This is a genomic window from Herbiconiux ginsengi (genome assembly GCF_900107435.1).
GTDB lineage: Bacteria > Actinomycetota > Actinomycetes > Actinomycetales > Microbacteriaceae > Herbiconiux > Herbiconiux ginsengi.
Map to the genome: position 1 here is coordinate 1,721,726 of NZ_FNPZ01000001.1, position 17,374 is coordinate 1,739,099.

Genomic DNA, 17,374 nt, shown 5'->3' on the forward strand with positions numbered 1-17,374 from the left:
TCAGGCCTTGACCCGCGCCGGGTGGCCGTCGGTGAGGAAATGCTCTCCGAACTCCGAATCCCGGTCGGCGTTCATGAAGTCCATGTAAGCCGCCATGCCACCCATGAAGAAGTAGTTGACCACCGGTTTGCCCGGGATGTTCGCCCCGTTGATCCAGGAGTTCACGCGCGGGAAGAGGGTCATCGCCGCTCCCGCGTCACAGAGCTCCATCCAGTCGTCCTCCGCCTTCTGGGTGGGCTCGAGTGTCGCGGCGCCGGAGTCGACCGTGTGCTTGATCGCGTCGGCGATCCAGTCCACCTGCGCCTCGTGCACCGGGGGTTGGTTCGTGAACGGCCCCATCGGTCCGTACACCATGTACATGTTCGGGAAGCCGGCGGTCATCGTGCCCAGGTAGGTGTAAGCGCGGTCACGCCACTTGTCCTGGAGCGTGAGTCCGTTGCGGCCCTGCTGGAAGATCCGCAGTTGGTTGCCCGAGACCGCGTCGAAGCCGGTGGCCAGCACGATGACGTCGAGCTCGTACTCGGTGTCGCCGGCCCGGATACCCTTCTCGGTGAATTCCACGATCGGGTTCTGCTTCACGTCGACGAGGGTGGTGGTGGCGCGGTTGTAGGCCTCGTAGTAGTCGTCGCAGCACAGCGGGCGCTTCGCGTAGAGATCGGTGGGCACGAGGAGTTCGGCGACGATCGGGTCGTTCACCGTCTCGCGGATGCGCTTCTCGATCACATCGGTCGCCGACTTGTTCGCCACCAGGCTGGTGCCGACGTCGTTGAAGGCCTTGAACATGTACTGGAAGCCGCCGCCGTCATCGTAGACCTTCTCGAAGGCCTCCCGGCGAGCAGCCTCGTCGACGCTCTCGGCCGACACGGCGCTCTCGGGAAAGCCGAACGCCGTGGTGGAGTAGAGCAGGTCGTGGTGGTAGCCCTCATAGTCGTTGCGGATGCTCTCGATCAGATCCGGGTCGATCGGGCGGTGCCGGGACGGCACGACCCACTGCGGGGTGCGCTGGAACACCGTGAGGTGCCCCACGATCGGCGCGATCTCGGAGATCACCTGGATGCCGCTCGATCCGGTGCCGATGACACCCACACGCTTGCCGGCCAGATCGACCGGTTCGTGCGGCCAGCGTGCGGTGTGGTAGATCTCGCCACGGAAGTTCTCCTGGCCGGGGAACTCCGGCACGTTGGTGGCCGACAGCAGGCCGACCGCCTCCACGAGGAACTGCGCGGAATACAGCTGGCCCTTGTCGGTCGAAACGAACCAGCGATCGGTCTCCTCATCGAAGATGAGGCTCTCGATCTGCGTGCTGAACTGATAGCTCTTGCGCAGGTCGTACCGGTCGGCGACGTGGTTGAGGTAGGCGAGGATCTCGGACTGGCGCGGGTAGCGCTCGGTCCACTTCCACTCGTTGTAGAGCTCCTGGTCGAAGAAATAGCAGTAGGCGTTGACCTCGGTGTCCGAGCGTGCTCCGGGGTAGCGGTTCCAGTACCAGGTGCCACCCACGTCGCTCGCGTTGTCGAACGCCTGCACCGTGAGGCCGAGGTCGTCGCGCAGCGTGTGCACCGTGTAGAGGCCGGCGAAGCCGCCTCCGATGACCACCGCGTCGACTTCGATCACATCCGGCCGTGTGGCGACATTGCTCATCGTCGGATTCCCTTTCTCTTCCGGACTGAATAGGTGATGATCATCACCCGCTCCCGCCGCGGCCTGGTCTCGACGTCGCAATATAGGACAGCGCTGATTCGGTCCCATCGGAGAGACTGAGGCCGTGCCCCCACAACGAAAAGGCGACGACGCCGTGATCTCCGGTGTCGGCCTCACCCCCTTCAGCCGTGACGCCGGGCGATCGGCCCTCGAGCTCCAAGCCGTCGCCGCGTATCAGGCCCTCGACGACGCCGGGCTCTCGGCCCGCGGCGTCGATACCGTCATCACGGGCTATGCGACCACGGTGAACCACATCATGCCGGGCAACGTCCTCGCCGAGTACCTCGGAGCGAGTCCCACGCGGGCGTTCGGCATGAACGTGGGGGGAGCGACGGGCCTGGCGATGCTCGCGGAGGCCACCCGCCTCGTACGCTCCGGTGACGCCGGCACGGTACTCGTCGTGGGCGGGGAGAACCGGGCGAGCGGGCAGAGCCGGGATGCCGCGATCGCGACGCTCGCGCAGGTCGGCCACTCGACGCATGAGGTGGTGCTGGGGGCGAACATCCCCGCCTACTATGCACTCCTGGCCTCGGAGTACCTGCACCGCTTCGGCCTCGGCCGCGCCGACCTGGCTCCGCTCGCCGTGCAGATGCGTGCGCACGCGACGGCGCATCCGGGAGCGCAGTTCCGCACCCCCATCACGGTCGACGACGTGCTCGCCGCGCCACCGATCGCGGAACCCCTCGGACTCCTCGACTGCTGCCCGATGTCGGACGGGGCCGCCGCGTTCGTGGTCTCCCGCCGGGGCGGCGGGAACCGTGAGGTGACGGTCGCCGGGCTCGGTCAGGCCAACGAGCACCAGCACGTCAGCGAAGCCGACTTCGGATCGTTCGGTGCGGCGTCGAGCGCGCAGTCGGCGCTCGACGAGGCGGGCGCCGGAATCGAAGAGCTCGACATCCTGGGCATCTACGACAGCTTCACCATCACCCTCGCCATCCTGCTCGAGGAGATCGGCATCGTGCCGCCAGGCACGGCCGGCAGGCACGCGGCGGAGGGGTTCTTCGCGGCCGACGGCCGCTACCCGCTGAACCTGCACGGCGGCCTGCTCTCCTACGGTCATTCCGGCGTGGCGGGCGGGATGGCGCACCTGGTGGAGATCGTCGCCCAGATGCGCGGCGAGGCCGGAGGGCGCCAACTCACCGATCGCCCGCGCCGCGGGTTGCTGCACGCCGACGGAGGGGTGCTCTCGGCGCACGTCTCGATCGTGCTCGATGCCGCGCCGACTGGAGAACCGACATGACCGCATCCGCATCCGCATCCGAATCCGCGTCCGCCGATTGGACCGCGGGGGAGCCTCGCCTGCTCGCCCAGCGCTGCACGGAGGGGCACACCTGGTATCTGCCGCGGATGCGCTGCCCCGAGTGCTCCGCCGCCGTGCACGTCTTCGAGCCGAGCGGAACGGGCACGGTGTTCGCGCAGACCAGCCTGCATCGCCGCGTGGCTTCGGTCGACGGGTCGGCGAAGGAGGCGATCGGGATCGCCCTGGTCGACCTCGACGAGGGGGTACGGATGATGGCGCGGTGCCGTCCGGGAACCGCGATCGGAAGCCGAGTGCGGGTCTCGATCGCGTTCGACGAGGGGTCGCAGCGTCTCCTCCCGCAGTGCGAGGAGATCGCGCCGTGAGTGGGCTCCGGTTCTTCCACGATCCGGCCTCGGTCGCCGTCATCGGCGCCTCGAGCGATCCGGAGAAGATCGGTGGGCGACCGATTCGCTACCTGCAGGAGTGCGGATTCGCCGGCGCGATCTATCCGGTCAATCCGCAGCGTTCCGAGATCCAGGGCCTCGTCGCGTATCCGTCGATCGACGCCCTGCCGGTCGTGCCGGAGGTCGCGATCATCGCGGTGTCGGGAGCGAACGCCGTCGCCCAGATCGTGCGCTGTGCCGAACTCGGCGTCGCCGGCTGCGTCATCATGGCCTCGGGCTTCGGTGAGACCGGCGACGAACAGGGGCTGGCCTGGCAGGCGGAGATGCTGGATGCGGCCGCGCGCACGGGGATGCGCATCGTGGGCCCGAACTCGCAGGGGCTTGCGAACTTCGCCACGGGCGCCGTGCTCAGTTTCTCGACGCTTTTCACCGAACAGCCGCCCGAGGACGGCGCCGTCGCCGTGGTGAGCCAGAGCGGAGCGCTCTGCTCGGTGCCGTACGGCCTGCTCCGCGAAGCCGGGATCGGGGTGCGCTACGCCCACGCCACCGGCAACGACATCGACGTGACGGCGGCGGAACTCGCCGCGGAGGTGGTGGCCGACCCTGAGGTGAAGCTGCTGCTGCTCTACCTGGAGGACATCGCCGATCTCGACTCCCTCGCCGAGGTGGCGCGCACCGCCCTCGATCGCGGGGTGCCGGTGGTGGCGCTCAAGGGAGGCCGCAGCGAAGCCGGCCAGCGGGCGGCTGCGTCGCACACCGGGGCGCTGGCCACCGAGGAGGGCGTGGTCGACGCCTTTCTCGAGAAGCACGGGATCTGGCGTGCGCGCAGCACGCGCGACCTCGTGGCCGCGGCAGGGTTGTATCTCCGGCCCGGTCGGCCCGCGGGTGAGCAGATCGCGATCGTGAGCAACTCGGGCGCGATCTGCGTACTCACGGCCGATGCTGCCGCCGAGGAGGGGCTGCCCGTGGCCGAACTGACCGTCGCGACGAAGTCGGAGTTGACGGAGGCGTTGCCGTCGTTCGCGTCGGTCGAGAACCCCATCGATGTCACGGCCGCGCTGCTCACGGACAGCTCGCTGTTCGGCAGGGTGTTGCCCGTGCTCGGGCGCGACGGAGGCGTGCACGGATGCGTGGTGGGCATCCCCGTGGCCGGCCGGGGATACGACGTCGACCGTTTCGCTCGCGACGTCTCCGACTTCGAGGACAGCACCGGTGTGCCGGTGGTGATGGCCGTGCCGCAGTCGAACATCGCACGCGTGTTCCGGGAGAAAGGGCTCGTCGTGTTCGCCGACGAGTCGGAGGCGGTGCGCGCGCTCGCGCAGTACCTGCGCCACCACACCCTCATCGCCCGCGCGCGGTCGCGGGAGCTCGGCCGGTGCGCGCTCGACTCGCGGCTTCGCGAACCGCGCACCGTGCTCAACGAATCGGAGAGCCTGCGCCTGCTCGAGAGCATCGGGGTGCCCGCGGTCGAGCACGTGCTCGTGCACGACGCCGCGGAGGCGGCGGAGGCCGTCGAACAGCTCGGCGGTGGGCCGGTGGTGATCAAGGGATGCTCGTCGGAGGCGACCCACAAGTCCGAACTCGGCCTCGTGCGCATCGGGGTGCCCGCCGGCGAGGCCGAAGCGGTGGTGCAGCAGATGTTCGCGACGCTGGCGCGCGAGGGCCTCGCGAACGAGGGCGCGATCATCGCGCGGATGATCAAGGGCGTGCACGAGGGCATGCTGGGCGCCCGCTTCGACCCCGTCTTCGGGCCGGTGGTCGTGATCGGCGCGGGCGGCATCCATGTCGAGGCGATGCCCGACGTGCAGCTGCTCCTCCCGCCGTTCTCGCTCGACGACGCGCTCGCGGCCATCGGCCGGTTGCGCATCGCCGCGGTGCTGGGCGGGGTGCGCGGTGCCCCCGCGGTCGATCTCGACGCCTGGGCCGCAGCGGCCGTGGCGCTGGGCGACGCGATGCTCGACCCCGCCGCGGCGATCCACGAACTCGACGTGAACCCCCTCATGCTCCTCCCGCGGGGCGGAGAGGTGCAGCCGGCGGTGCGTGCGGTCGACGCCGTCGTCATCCGAAGCGCCCACTGAGCCGGGGTCCGCACGAAGAAACCCCCGACCCGGTCACGGGCGGGGGTTCTTCACCTGTGCGGGTCAGACGACCGTCCAGCCTCCGTCGATGACGTAGGCGGCGCCGTGCACGAACGACGACTCGTCGTTCGCGAGGAAGAGCGCGAGGTTCGCGATCTCCTCGGGCTGGGCGTGGCGGCCGGCCGGCACGGCGTTGATCGATTCGATGACCGCCAGCTCGCCTTCTTCGAGGATCCGCTTGGTCATCGCCGTCTCGACGGCCCCCGGGCAGATCGCGTTGACCCGCACGCCCTGGAGGCCGTAGTCGGCGGCCATCTGCTTGGTCAGGCCGATGACGCCGTGCTTCGCGGAGGTGTACGCGACGCCGCCGCCCCGGGCCACGAACCCGGCGATCGAAGCCATGTTGACGATGGTGCCGCCCCCGCCCTCGAGCATCGCCGGCAGCGCGGCCTTCGTCACCAGGAAGACGCCTTTCAGGTCGACGCCGAGGATGCGGTCCCACAGCTCCTCGCTGGTGTCGAGGATCGGCGCGTAGCCGTCGAGGATGCCGGCGATGTTCGCCAGCACGTCGATGCCGCCGAGCGCCGAGACGCTCTGTGCGATCGCGGCGCCGACGGAGGCGCCGTTCGAGACGTCGACCTGCACGGCGTGCGCCGATCCGCCCGCCTGCGCGATCGTGGAGGCCGTGGCCTCCGCAGCCGCCCGGTCGAGGTCGAGTGCGGCAACCGCCGCACCCTCCGCCGCGAATCGCACGGCGATCGCGCGGCCCATGCCCGAGCCTGCTCCGGTGATGACGGCCTTGCGGCCCTCGAGTTTGCCTGTCACGTGTTCTCCTTGCTTCGTTGCCGGGTGAGGTGGATGACGGATACTCACGCCCGCGTGAGGCCGGCGAGTGAGATGTACTTCGTGTCCAGGTACTCCTCCATGCCCCAGTGGCCGCCCTCGCGGCCGATGCCGCTCTCCTTGACCCCGCCGAAGGGCGCCTGGACGGCCGAGATGCTGCCGTCGTTGGCGCCGACGGTGCCGTATTGCAGGGACTCCGAGACCCGCACCACGCGGTTCACGTCGCGGGTGAAGAAGTAGGCCGCCAAGCCGTAGGGGGAGTTGTTCGCCCGTGCCACGACTTCCTCCTCGGTGTCGAACTCGAAGATCGGGGCGACCGGGCCGAAGGTCTCGTCACGGGCGACGAGCATGTCGTCGGTGACTCCGGTGAGAACGGTCGGCTCGTAGAAGTGCCCGTTCGCGAGCGCACTGTGCTCGGGCCGCTTGCCGCCGGTCGCCACGCCGGCGCCCCCTGCCACCGCGTCGGCGACATGGGCCTCGACCTTCGCCACGGCCGCCGCCTCGATCAGCGGCCCCACCTCGACGCCGTCCTCGTGACCGAACCCGACCTTCATCGACGACAGGCGCTCGACCAGCCGGCGGGTGAACTCGGGCGCGATCGAGCGCTGCACGAAGATGCGATTGGCCGACACGCAGGTCTGGCCCATGTTGCGCATCTTCACGGCGACCAGCTGGTCGAGCGCGTGTTCGACGTCGGCGTCGTCGAACACGATGAAGGGAGCGTGGCCGCCGAGCTCGAGCGCGAGGCGCTTCATGGTGGCAGCGCCCTCGCGCATCAGGATCTTGCCGACCTCGGTCGATCCGGTGAAGGAGAGCACGCGCACGCGGCTGTCGGCCATGATGGTGGCGCTCACCCGCGAGGCCCGCGAACTGAGAACGATCTGCAGCACCCCGTCGGGCAGGCCCGCCTCGGCGAAGAAGCGGCCGATCTCGAGCGCCGAGATGGGCGTCAGCGCCGCCGGCTTCACCACCATCGAGCAGCCGGCGGCCAGGGCCGCCCCGAGCTTGCGGAGGATCTGGAGCGAGGGGAAGTTCCACGGCGTGATCGCGACGCTGACACCGGCGGCCTGCCGGATGGCCACGATGCGCTTGTCCGGACCCGTCGACGGCACCGTGGTGCCGTAGGTGCGGCGTGCCTCCTCGGCGAACCAGTCGATGAAGTCGAATCCGTAGTTCAGCTCGCCGATGGACTGGGCGATCGGCTTGCCGTGCTCGGCCGTCATCACCCGGGCCAGGCGGTCGATGTCGGCACGGCCGATCTCGGCGGCCCGGCGCAGGATCCTCGAACGCTCCAGTGCCGGAGTCGCCGCCCAGCCGATCTGCGCCCGCTCGGCGCCGTCGATGGCGCGGGTCATGTCGCGGGCGTCGGCATCCGCGACCCGCGCCAGTTCGGAGCCGTCGGCCGGGTTCAGCACCGCGAAGGTCTCGCCCGAGTCGGCGTCCTGCCAGGATCCGTCGATGAAGAGTCTGGTGAGGTAGTCGGTCATCCTGAGGTCTGCTCTCTGTGAGGGTCGATGCGGTCGGTCAGAAGACGATGGAGGCGCGGGCGACGCTGCGCGATTCGCCGTCGCGGATGGCGTCGGCCAGGTCGTCGAACGAGTGCGCCTGCTTGGTGAGCGCCTCGAAGGGAAAGCGCTCCCGGGTGCGCACGAGGAACTCGAGCGCACGGTGCAGATACCAGGGGTCGTAGCGCAGCACGCCCTGCACGCGCAGGTTCTTGCGCGTGATGACGCCGGGCGAGAGGGCGATCTCGAACCCTTCGCCCACGGTGAGGTTGCCGACCGAGACGACCTCGCCGCCCGTGCGGGCGAGCGCGATCGACTCGGGGAACGCGGCGGAGACGCCCGTCACTTCGAGCACGACATCCGCTCCCCGGCCTCCGGTGAGCTCGAGCACGCGGGCGACCCGCTCCTCGGTCGTGGTGTGCTCTGTCATGTCGATCACGTGGTCGGCGCCGAAGCGCTCCGCCAGGGCGAGCCGTTCGGGCACGCCGTCGATCACGACGACCTCGGCGCCGCGTTCCTTCGCCACCGCCACCGCGTAGAGACCGAGACCGCCTGCGCCCTGCACGACGATGATCGATCCGGCGGCCAGGCGCGTGCGATCGAGCGCGAAGAGCATTTGGGCGAGGCCGCAATTGGCCCCGGCCACGATCTGGTCGTCGAGCACGTCGGGCACCGTGAAGAAGTACTGATCCTGGTTCACGTAGTAGTGGGTGCCGAAGCCGCCGAAGAAGTGCGGTGCGACATCCGGATTCTTCGACCACTCGCGCAGCGAGTTCACGCACATGCCGAAGTCGCCCCGAAGACACGCGGCGCAACGACGGCAGGTCACGTAGTAGACGGCCACCACCCGGTCTCCGACCGCGACGGGCTGCCCGGCGTTGTCGTGGGTCACCCCGTCGCCGAGCGCGAGGACCTCGCCCACGAACTCGTGTCCGAGAGCGGCCTCGCGCAGGGCCGGGCTGTCGTAGTGGTACTGATGGATGTCGGAGCCGCACACGTTCGCGCGCCGCACGGTGAGCACCAGGGCGCCGGCCTCCGGCATCGGCACCTCGTACTCCTTGACCTCGAACTGCCTCGGCCCGACGATCGCTGCCACTCTGCCCTGCACGACGCTCCTTCGCGTGAAACCCTCTCGCCCGCGGCCCGGGGATGGCGCCGCTGCTGCCCCGATAGTAGGCAGGGCCGGGTCGCCCTCCCCGTGCCCCTGACCCAAGATGGGACAGGGCTCGGCGGCCCTTCGGCGGCAGACTGGCTGGGGTACGAGGACGTACTCGCGAAAGGAGCGAAGTCGAATGACTCACGGACACGCACGCCGGCTCTGGGCCCTGGACGCCCCGACCCTGACGGTCCAATCCGAGACCCTGCTGTACGGCACGAGCGGAGAGGTCACCATCCCGTGTCCCTCCTTCCTGATCGAGCATCCGCGCGGTCTCGTGCTCTTCGACACGGGCCTGCATCCGGATGCGATCGAGGATCCGGAGAAGGTCTACGGGCGCGAGCTCGCACCGCTCCTCGGCATCGGCGGCACCAGCGAGCAGCGTCTCGACAAGCAGATCCAGGCGCTCGGCTACCGGCTCGGCGACATCACCCACGTGATCTCGTCGCACGGTCATTTCGACCACACCGGGGGCCTGTTCCTGTTCCCCGAGGCCAAGCACTTCTTCGGCGAGGGCGAGCTGCGCTACGCCAACTGGCCCGACCCCATCCAGGCGTTCGTCTACCGGCAGGAGGTGCTCGACACCATCAAGCGTCTCGACGTGCGCGAGGTGCCCGGTGACCTGGACCTCTTCGGCGACGGCGCCATCACCATCCTCGCGACCCCTGGACACAGCCCCGGCGAGGTCAGCGTCGTGGTGCGGCTCGCCTCGCGCAGCTTCATCCTCACCGGCGACGCCATCCACCTGCGAGCGCAGATGGAGCAGGAGTTCCATTTTCCGATCGACGCCGACACCAAGACGGCGCTTCGTTCCCTGCGCCGGATCAAGTACCTCAAGGAGAGCCTCGAGGCGACGGTCTGGATCAGTCACGATCCCGACGACTGGGCCGAGTTCGCGCACGCGCCCGGATACTACGAGTAGGCCGGCGATGACCATCATCGTCGACTACCGGTGCGTCGACTGCGGGTCGACCGGCGAGGCCTACCTGGCCTCGCCGCCGCCCTCGACGCTCAGCTGCGCGGCCTGCGGAGGCGAGAGTCGCCGCCGGTGGTCACCGGTGGGGATGATCTCCCGTGCCCCCGACGCCCCGCCGGCGCCGAAACGGGCGCCGGGCAACCGGTCGCTGTGCGCCGAGAATCCGGATGTGCCCGGCCTCTGCCACATGTCGCCCGCGGCCGGCCGCGCGTGGGTGGCCCGCGCCCGCGGCGACAACCGCGCCCTCGACGCCGAACTCGCGGCGCAGGAGAAGGCGGCGGCGGTCACGAAGCCGACCATGGCTGACGCGATCTCGCACGAGCACACCCACTCGCACGTCTGAGGCCCCACGCGCACCGCTACAGGAACAGGCGCTCCTCGTCGAGCTTGTAACCGCTGATCTTGCGGTAGAGCGTCGAACGGGAGATGCCGAGCATCTCGGCCGCGAGCACTTTGTTGCCGAAGCAGCGGATGAGGGCGTTGATGATGCCGTCGACCTCGAGCTGCTCCAGCATGGTGAGGTCGCGACGGCGCGCGTAGGCGGCGATGGCCGGCGGCAACTGGTCGACCGTGACCTCGTTGCGCCTGCCGAGCGAGAACACCCCGCGCATGACCGAGTCGAGCTGGCGGAGGTTTCCCGGCCAGGGCGCGCGGGAGAGGGCGGTGTAGGCCCCCTGGGTGTAGCTGATGCTCACCGCCGACGCGTACTTGCGTTCGAAGACGTGCAGCAGCGAGCGCATGTCCTGCTTGCGCTCACGGAGGTTCGGCATGTCGATGCGCCCCACGGCGATCAGGTCGAGGAGGGCCTGATGCCCCGGCTCCAGTGCCCGCGAACCCTGCGCGCCCGCTGTTCCGAGCACGAGCCCGCGCGCCAGGAGCGTGGGTGCGGCGCCCAGGTGATCGGCGGCCCGCTGGGCCACCACCTCGTCGAGCGAGTCGAGGTGCCGGAAGATCACCGGGGTGCCTTCGTCGAGAGCCGTGCTCAGCTCGGTGAACCAGGTCTCGACGTCCTTCTGGGCGTCTTGCGAATCGAGCACGGCCGGGGTCTGGCGGGGGGCGACGCGATCGAGCATGTGCCGCAGGAGGGTGAACTTGCCCGTGCCGGGGGCGCCGAACACGACGACCGGCAAGGAAGCCCGCATGGCCGACTCGGCCTGCTCGCGGGCGTAGACCCAGGCCTGACTGGTGCCGGGGAGCGATTCGGCGAGGGGCGCCCAGTTCGGTGAGGTCGGCGGGGTCGGCAGCGCGTTCAGCGGTTCGGTGTGGATCTGCTGCACCACCTCGACGATCGCGCCGATGAGCTCGTCGTCGAAGACGATGGCCGTGCAGTTCAGCTCCGTGATCGCCGCCTCGGTCTCGAGACGCACGGTGCGCTTCGGATGACTCGCGGTGACCGACTCCGACACGATCATCCACAGCGTCGTCTTGTCGACGTGGTGCAGATACTCGGTGGCCGCGGGATTCTCCATCAGCACGTCTCCGCCGACCACGGCGATCGCTCGGCCGAGTCGCGACGCGCTGAGGAAGGAATCGAGCAGCACGCGCTCGCGCATGCTCGCGAGGTTCACCAGCTGCCGGCCGACCTCGCGGGCGGCTTGGTTGATCAAGCTGGGCAGGATCGGACTCGCGTCGGACGCGAGCGCGGTGAGCGTGACGATCCCCTCCGGCCGGCCCGTGATCGGGTTGTTGATCGGGGCGCCGACGCAGGCGAAGTCGGTCAGCACATCGGCGATGTGCTCGGCTCCCACGATCATGCTCGCCTTGCGGTCGGCGGCCGGGGTGCCCACGCCGTTGGTGCCGACCATCTCCTCGGCGGCCGTGTGCCCGGGCACCGAGCCCACCCGTTCGAGCTTGCGGGCGAGATCCTGGTTCGAGATCCAGGTCTCCAGGATGCGGGCGTGCCGATCGGCGATCAGGAGGCTGGCGTTGCTCATGCCCAACTCGTCGGCGAGCGTCGAGAGGATCGGGCGGGCGGCACGGAGCAGCACCGAGTCGCTGACGATGGGGGAGTGCAGCGGGAGCTCCGAGAAGCGGTTCGAATTGCCGAACCCCCGCGAGCGCTTCCAGGATTCCAGCACCACGGGGCGCACCATCTGCTCCATGCGCACGTCGAGCTTTCCGTCGCTGAGGAAGGTGTCGCGGAGATCGTCGAGTCTCGGGTAGGCCGGCATTCCAGGTACTCCTTGCACTTGAACACATCGTTGGGATCAATTGCGCCGCACTGAGTGCGAATCACTTATTACAACACGGCGAGCGAGGGCGCTGACGGGCCGCTTCTTTGCATTTTCGTCTCGATTCCGGGCCTCAGGGGCGCAGTGTCCTGATTTGGCACAGGTCGCCGAAACGCGTTCCGAGCGTGGGAGAAGATGCTCGCACCGACAAGCCCGAAGGAGGGTTGCGAGTGTCAGAGTCGAACACGCACGAGGGGAACTCGCGTCGTCAGCGCTTCTCGTTCTCGTGGTCGCCCCTCACGGTGATCCTCATCGCCAACGTCTTACTGGTGCTCTACCTGCAGCTGATCGCGGGGCAGAACCTGTTCGAGCCCCGCACGCTCTCCACCCTGACTCCGCTGCTCGGAGTGATGGTGCTCGTGGGCCTGGCGCAGGCCTTCGTGATCGGCACCGGCGGCATCGACCTCAGCCTGCCCTCCGTGATCACGCTCATGGGCATCATGATGTTGCGCGAGTCGGGCGGCCAGAACGACCTGCTGCCCAAGGCGCTGCTGGTGGCCGCGCTGGTCTGCATCGTGATCGGTCTCGTCAACGGCCTGCTCGTCGAGGTGCTCGGGCTCAACGCCCTGGTCACCACGCTCGCGACGGGCCAGCTCATCCTCGGCGCCACCGTGATCTACCGGGAGGGCGCACTGAAGATCACGAAGGTGCCCTCAGCGCTCTCGTCCTGGGCTCAGGCCAACGTCTTCGGGGTCAGTCTCATCCTCATCGTGGCGCTCGCGCTCGCGCTGGTCATCCTGCTCTTCGTGCGACGGATCGGCACCGGCCGGCGGCTGGTGCTGGCCAGCGCATCGCTCCGGGCGAGCCAGCTGACCGGCGTGCGCTATCTCGGCCTGCGCGTGCTCGCCTGGGTGATCGCGGCCCTCGTCGGCGGCGTCGGCGGCGTGCTGCTCGCCGGGCAGCTCTCCTCACCCGACATGTCGTCGGGCGGCCCGTATCTGCTGCTCAGCATCGTGGTCGTGGTGCTGGGTGGAGCCGTTCTCACCGGTGGCCGGGTCGGGCCCTTCGCCACCGTTCTCGGGGCGACCTTCATCATCCTGCTCGACCACGGCCTCGCCGTGCAAGGGTTCTCCTCCGGCGCACGAACGCTCGTGCAAGGCGTCGTGCTCGCCCTCGGTCTCGCCGGCGTGGGGCTGCTCATGCGGCCGCGCACCACGAAGGCCAAGAACGGCGATGCAGCGGAGCCGCCGGCCGCACCGTCGGAACCAGCTCTGCAGAGCGCGTGACCGCGCCTCCCCGGATAACCGCAACCAAGAGAAGAAGGAAGAAAGAGGTAACGATGTCCACATCAACCCGCGCCCGTCGAGCACTGTCGCTCGGCGCCGCCGCCGTCGCGTTCGCACTCGTGCTCGCCGGCTGCAGCGCATCCGGCGACGCCGGCAGCACCGCGTCGTCCGGAATCACCATCGACACGGCGTTCGACGCCGACCCCGCAGCCACCCAGGATCTGGTCAACCTCGCCTTCGGCGTCGACACCCCCGTCGACAGCCTCCCGGCCGAGGCCGTGACCGGATTCGAGCGCGCCACAGCCGAGCTCACCGACGAGCAGGTGCAGACGGCCCTCGACTGCTGGAAGCAGCCCGAGTGCACGGTCGGCGACGGCCCGGTGCACATCGGCATCTTCAACGCCGTCGACAACCTGTGGCAGACCACGGCGGTCATGGACATCATCCTGCAGGCCCTGACCTACCCCGAAGTCGGCAAGATCTCCTACTCCTTCGTGGCCGACCTGCCGTCGGCCCAGGCCGCCGTGCGCAGCCTCGCTGCCGGAGGTGCGAACATCATCATCGGTTACAACGCCTTCGGCGCCGCGATGGCCCCGGTGTTCCAGGAGGCGCAGGCGGCCGGTGCGGTGGTGGCCACCTACACCGGTGAGACCCCGGATGTCGGGGCCGACGTCATCAACAACCAGGTCTACGCCGAGGCCTGCGACGCGGGCACCGGGATGGGCGAGGTGACGGTGAACGACCTCGGCCTCACCGACGCTGACCAGATCGCGTTCCTGTTCGGAACCCCCGGCAACCCCCAGGACACGATCGTGACCGGCTGCCTCGACAAATCGCTCACCGAGCTCAACGGACCGAAGGTCGGATTCCAACAGGACACCGACTGGTCGCGCCCCGGTGTGGCCGCGGCCGCCTCGGCGCTGATCTCCTCGGGCATCCCCGCCAAGGCCGTGCTCAACACCTACGCCGATCCCATCCCGCAGCTGATCAACGCCTACGACCAGGCCGGCGTGCAGGTTCCGGCGATCCTGACCTGGACCGAGATGAACGAGCTGTTCGGCACCTGGGAGCAGCGCTTGGGCACCGACAAGGAGTTCCCGCTCTACTACACCAACGCGCTGGTGAACCAGGCCCGCCTGGCCACCACGAACGCGATGAGCATCCTCGCCGGCGAGGACATCCCGGCGCGGACGGCTCTGCCACTGCCGATCATCAAGGCGGAGAAGGGCGTGTACCAGGCCGACCTGCCGGGCGACTTCCCGGGGTGGAGCGCGCTCATCCCCGAAGACGTCATGAACGGGATGCTCGAGTAGCACCCTCCGGCACGGTGCGGGGCGTCGCCTCCGGGCGCGCCCCGCACCATCCCCCCCGACCCCACCATCACCCACCGACACGGGAAGTCCGATGACGCATTCGACCGACGCGATGATGATGACCGAGAAGCAGACCACCGAAGTCGTTCTCTCCACCGACGGTGTCAGCAAGCAATACGGGCCGGTGACCGCGCTCACCGAGATGTCACTCGCGGTTCGAGCGGGCGAAGTGCGCGCCCTGGTCGGCGAGAACGGATCGGGCAAGTCCACCTTCGTGGGCATCGTCAGCGGCACGGTCGTGCCGAACACCGGAACGGTGACGATCGCCGACCGCGCTCTGACCAAGCATCTGCCGGTCGAATCGCAGAGCGCGGGCGTGCTCACCGTCTTCCAGGACGGCTCGCTGCTCGCCACCCTCACCGTCGCCCAGAACCTCTACATCGGCACTCCGGCGGCTCAGCGGCCGAAGTATGCCGAGATCGTCGACTGGGCCGCTGCCCGGCTCGCCGAGCACGACCTCGATCTCGATCCGATGCTCAAGGTCGCGGCGCTCGCACCGGGCGACCGTCAGATCCTCGAGATCGTGCGCGCCGTGATGGCCAAGCCCCGGTTGCTGCTGCTGGACGAGTCGACCTCCGCCCTCGACGCGAGCGGTGTCGACAAAGTGCTCGACCTGATGCGACTCGCGGCCCTGCAGGGCTGCGCCGTGCTCTTCGTCACCCACCGCCTGGCCGAGGTCTTCCGAGTCGCCGACACCGTCTCGATCCTCCGCGACGGCCGCTTCATCGGCACGCATCCGGCCGCGGAGGTCTCGCCGAAGCAGATCGTCGAGCTGATGGCCGGCACGAAGGTGGAGATGGAGTTCCCCGCGCGAGCGCCTCTCGACGTCGGGGCGAAGGAGCTCCTCACCGCCCGCGGCCTGGCGGGCGAGAAGTTCGGGCCGGTCGATCTCACCCTCCGTGCCGGGCAGGTGCTCGGAATCGCCGGGGCCGACGGCAACGGCCAGGGGCAGTTGCTGCGCGGTCTCGCCACCCTGGGGGTCTCCGGCGGCACGGTGACCTCGCTCGGCACCGAGCTCCGCAACTACCGTCAGGCCACGCGCGACGGGATCGTCTTCTTGAGCGGCGACCGCAAGAACGAATCGCTCTTCCAGGCCCTGTCGATCCGCGAGAACATGACGGCCGGAGTGCTGCGCAAGCTCTCCACTGCCGGCGTCGTCAGCGCGCCCGCCGAGCGGCGCTTCGTGAACAAGCAGATCGCCGACTTCGGCATCCGGCTCGGATCGCCGTCCCAGCCGCCGTCGTCGCTCTCCGGAGGCAACCAGCAGAAGATCGCGATCAGCAAGGCGATGGCCGCCGAGCCGAAGGTCTTCCTCATCGACGAGCCGACCCAGGGCGTCGACGTGCGTTCGCGGATGGACATCTACCGCTTCATCCGCGCCTGCGCCGACGCCGGCAACGCGGTGGTCATCGTCTCCTCCGACGCCTCCGAGCTCGCCGGCGTCGCCGACCGCATCATCGTGATGTCGCGCGGCCGGATCATCGAGGACATGCCGGGCCTCGGCTCCGACGAGGAGAGCATCGTCGGCGCCTTCGCCGTGGAGTCCCGCGTCGTCGAGGGCGACGGCGAACCGGTGTCCGGGCCGAGCGCGGGCCTCGACGCGACGGAGACGGCGACGGAGGCGCAGCCGCAGGCCTCCTCGCGCCCGCCCGCCGCCGCTCGACGAGCACGACTGCCGCGCTGGGTGCGCAACGAGGAGACCACACGGCTCGCCGTGCTCGCCCTCCTCATGCTCGCGATCGGTGCCGTCACGGCCGCGCAGAATCCCACCTTCCTCAGCGAGCTGAGCCTGAAGAACGTGCTGCTGATCGCCACGCCCCTCACGGCGGTCGCGATCGCCCAGTACTTCGTGCTGCTCGTGGGCGGCATCGACGTCTCGGTGGGAGCCACGATGAGTCTCAGCGTGGTGGTGATGTCGTACCTCGTGAACACCGGCGGGGTGTTCCCGAACATCCTCATCGCCATCGGCGCCGCCATCGCTCTCGGCGTCGTGGTGGGTCTGATCAACGCCTGGCTGGTGGAGCGGATGAAGCTCTCGGCCGTCATCGCCACCATCGCCACCCTCGGCATCGTGACCGGTGTCGCCCTCACCTTGCGGCCGACACCCGGTGGGAACATCAGCTACGAGCTGATGTCGGCCATCACCCGGAGCATCGGGATCTTCCCGATCGCGCTGCTCGTGCTCGCCGTGCTCGTGATCGCGGGCGACATCCTGTTGCGCCGCACGGGTCTCGGGCTCCGGGTGCGCGCTGTCGGCATCAACGGCCTCTACGCGAATCGTCTCGGCATCCGTGCCACCGCGATCCGCGGCGGTGCGTATGTGCTCTGCGCCGTGCTCGCCGCCATCGCCGGTGTGCTGCTCGCCGCCCAGGTCGGCATCGGCGACGCCTCGGTCGGCGAGATCTACACCCTGCTGGCCATCGCGGCGCCCGTGATCGGCGGCGCGAGCCTGCTCGGCGGTCGCGGCACCCTCATCGGCGCCCTGCTCGGCGCGGTGATGCTCGCCCTCCTGATGACGCTGGCCACGGTGCTGCGCATCTCGCAAGGGGTGAACCTGCTCTTCATCGGCGGCATCACGCTGATCGCCCTGCTCACCTACGTGCTGCCGCTCAAGCGCCGCAACTCCGTGCGATGACGCAGG

Annotated in this window: 13 protein-coding genes; 8 read left to right on the top strand and 5 right to left on the bottom strand. The window is 69.1% G+C overall.

The window, feature by feature from the left end; genetic code table 11:
* A complete protein-coding gene (locus BLW00_RS08115; protein ID WP_092551606.1) occupies window positions 1–1,641 on the bottom strand; it encodes a flavin-containing monooxygenase in 1,641 nt (546 codons plus the stop codon).
* 124 nt (window positions 1,642–1,765) lie between these two features.
* Between BLW00_RS08115 and BLW00_RS08120 the strand changes: the two genes are divergently transcribed.
* The 3 genes from BLW00_RS08120 to BLW00_RS08130 are packed head-to-tail and all read left to right on the top strand — an operon-like array spanning window position 1,766 to window position 5,423.
* Entirely contained in the window at window positions 1,766–2,941 is a 1,176-nt protein-coding gene (locus BLW00_RS08120) for a thiolase family protein (RefSeq protein ID WP_092551609.1), read from the top strand.
* Window positions 2,938–3,324 (top strand): Zn-ribbon domain-containing OB-fold protein, encoded by a 387-nt coding sequence (locus BLW00_RS08125; RefSeq protein WP_092551612.1) that lies wholly within the window; start codon window positions 2,938–2,940, stop codon window positions 3,322–3,324. Before BLW00_RS08120 ends, BLW00_RS08125 begins: the two co-directional genes overlap by 4 nt.
* The gene (locus tag BLW00_RS08130; RefSeq protein ID WP_092551615.1) at window positions 3,321–5,423 is read left to right on the top strand and encodes an acetate--CoA ligase family protein; all 2,103 of its coding nucleotides are present in this window, start codon (window positions 3,321–3,323) and stop codon (window positions 5,421–5,423) included. Before BLW00_RS08125 ends, BLW00_RS08130 begins: the two co-directional genes overlap by 4 nt.
* Before the next feature lie 63 nt (window positions 5,424–5,486).
* On the opposite strand, the gene BLW00_RS08135 is transcribed toward BLW00_RS08130, so the two are convergent.
* The 3 genes from BLW00_RS08135 to BLW00_RS08145 are packed head-to-tail and all read right to left on the bottom strand — an operon-like array spanning window position 5,487 to window position 8,879.
* Window positions 5,487–6,248: an SDR family NAD(P)-dependent oxidoreductase gene (locus BLW00_RS08135; RefSeq protein ID WP_092551618.1), complete on the bottom strand. Its 762-nt coding sequence runs from the start codon at window positions 6,246–6,248 to the stop codon at window positions 5,487–5,489.
* A gap of 44 nt (window positions 6,249–6,292) precedes the next feature.
* Window positions 6,293–7,753 (bottom strand): NAD-dependent succinate-semialdehyde dehydrogenase, encoded by a 1,461-nt coding sequence (locus tag BLW00_RS08140; protein ID WP_092551621.1) that lies wholly within the window; start codon window positions 7,751–7,753, stop codon window positions 6,293–6,295.
* A 37-nt stretch (window positions 7,754–7,790) separates the two neighbouring features.
* Window positions 7,791–8,879, bottom strand: a complete 1,089-nt coding sequence (locus BLW00_RS08145) for a zinc-binding dehydrogenase (protein ID WP_217634311.1) — start codon at window positions 8,877–8,879, stop codon at window positions 7,791–7,793.
* Window positions 8,880–9,063: 184 nt separating this feature from the next.
* Between BLW00_RS08145 and BLW00_RS08150 the strand changes: the two genes are divergently transcribed.
* Both BLW00_RS08150 and BLW00_RS08155 read left to right on the top strand, forming a co-directional pair.
* Window positions 9,064–9,849 carry an N-acyl homoserine lactonase family protein gene (locus BLW00_RS08150; protein ID WP_092551625.1) on the top strand — a complete coding sequence of 262 codons (786 nt, stop codon included), beginning with the start codon at window positions 9,064–9,066 and terminating at the stop codon, window positions 9,847–9,849.
* Between the two features lie 7 nt (window positions 9,850–9,856).
* Window positions 9,857–10,246: an FmdB family zinc ribbon protein gene (locus BLW00_RS08155; protein WP_092551628.1), complete on the top strand. Its 390-nt coding sequence runs from the start codon at window positions 9,857–9,859 to the stop codon at window positions 10,244–10,246.
* Window positions 10,247–10,262: 16 nt separating this feature from the next.
* Here BLW00_RS08155 and BLW00_RS08160 read toward each other — a convergent pair whose 3' ends face one another.
* A complete protein-coding gene (locus tag BLW00_RS08160; RefSeq protein WP_092551631.1) occupies window positions 10,263–12,074 on the bottom strand; it encodes a sigma-54-dependent Fis family transcriptional regulator in 1,812 nt (603 codons plus the stop codon).
* A gap of 230 nt (window positions 12,075–12,304) precedes the next feature.
* Between BLW00_RS08160 and BLW00_RS08165 the strand changes: the two genes are divergently transcribed.
* From BLW00_RS08165 to BLW00_RS08175, 3 genes are all read left to right on the top strand, one after another.
* The gene (locus tag BLW00_RS08165; protein WP_092551633.1) at window positions 12,305–13,360 is read left to right on the top strand and encodes an ABC transporter permease; all 1,056 of its coding nucleotides are present in this window, start codon (window positions 12,305–12,307) and stop codon (window positions 13,358–13,360) included.
* Between the two features lie 53 nt (window positions 13,361–13,413).
* Window positions 13,414–14,673, top strand: coding sequence for a substrate-binding domain-containing protein (locus BLW00_RS08170; RefSeq protein ID WP_092551636.1), 1,260 nt, complete (start codon window positions 13,414–13,416; stop codon window positions 14,671–14,673).
* A gap of 91 nt (window positions 14,674–14,764) precedes the next feature.
* Entirely contained in the window at window positions 14,765–17,368 is a 2,604-nt protein-coding gene (locus BLW00_RS08175) for an ATP-binding cassette domain-containing protein (RefSeq protein ID WP_092551639.1), read from the top strand.
* The last annotated feature ends 6 nt before the right edge of the window (window positions 17,369–17,374 follow it).

Bases quoted from the DNA above. Each gene is read 5' to 3' on its own strand.
- BLW00_RS08175 (WP_092551639.1), top strand. From the start codon at position 14,765: ATGACGCATTCGACCGACGCGATGATGATGACCGAGAAGCAGACCACC.
- BLW00_RS08150 (WP_092551625.1), top strand. From the start codon at position 9,064: ATGACTCACGGACACGCACGCCGGCTCTGGGCCCTGGACGCCCCGACC.
- BLW00_RS08140 (WP_092551621.1), bottom strand. From the start codon at position 7,753: ATGACCGACTACCTCACCAGACTCTTCATCGACGGATCCTGGCAGGAC.
- BLW00_RS08125 (WP_092551612.1), top strand. From the start codon at position 2,938: ATGACCGCATCCGCATCCGCATCCGAATCCGCGTCCGCCGATTGGACC.
- BLW00_RS08155 (WP_092551628.1), top strand. From the start codon at position 9,857: ATGACCATCATCGTCGACTACCGGTGCGTCGACTGCGGGTCGACCGGC.
- BLW00_RS08160 (WP_092551631.1), bottom strand. From the start codon at position 12,074: ATGCCGGCCTACCCGAGACTCGACGATCTCCGCGACACCTTCCTCAGC.
- BLW00_RS08115 (WP_092551606.1), bottom strand. From the start codon at position 1,641: ATGAGCAATGTCGCCACACGGCCGGATGTGATCGAAGTCGACGCGGTG.
- BLW00_RS08170 (WP_092551636.1), top strand. From the start codon at position 13,414: ATGTCCACATCAACCCGCGCCCGTCGAGCACTGTCGCTCGGCGCCGCC.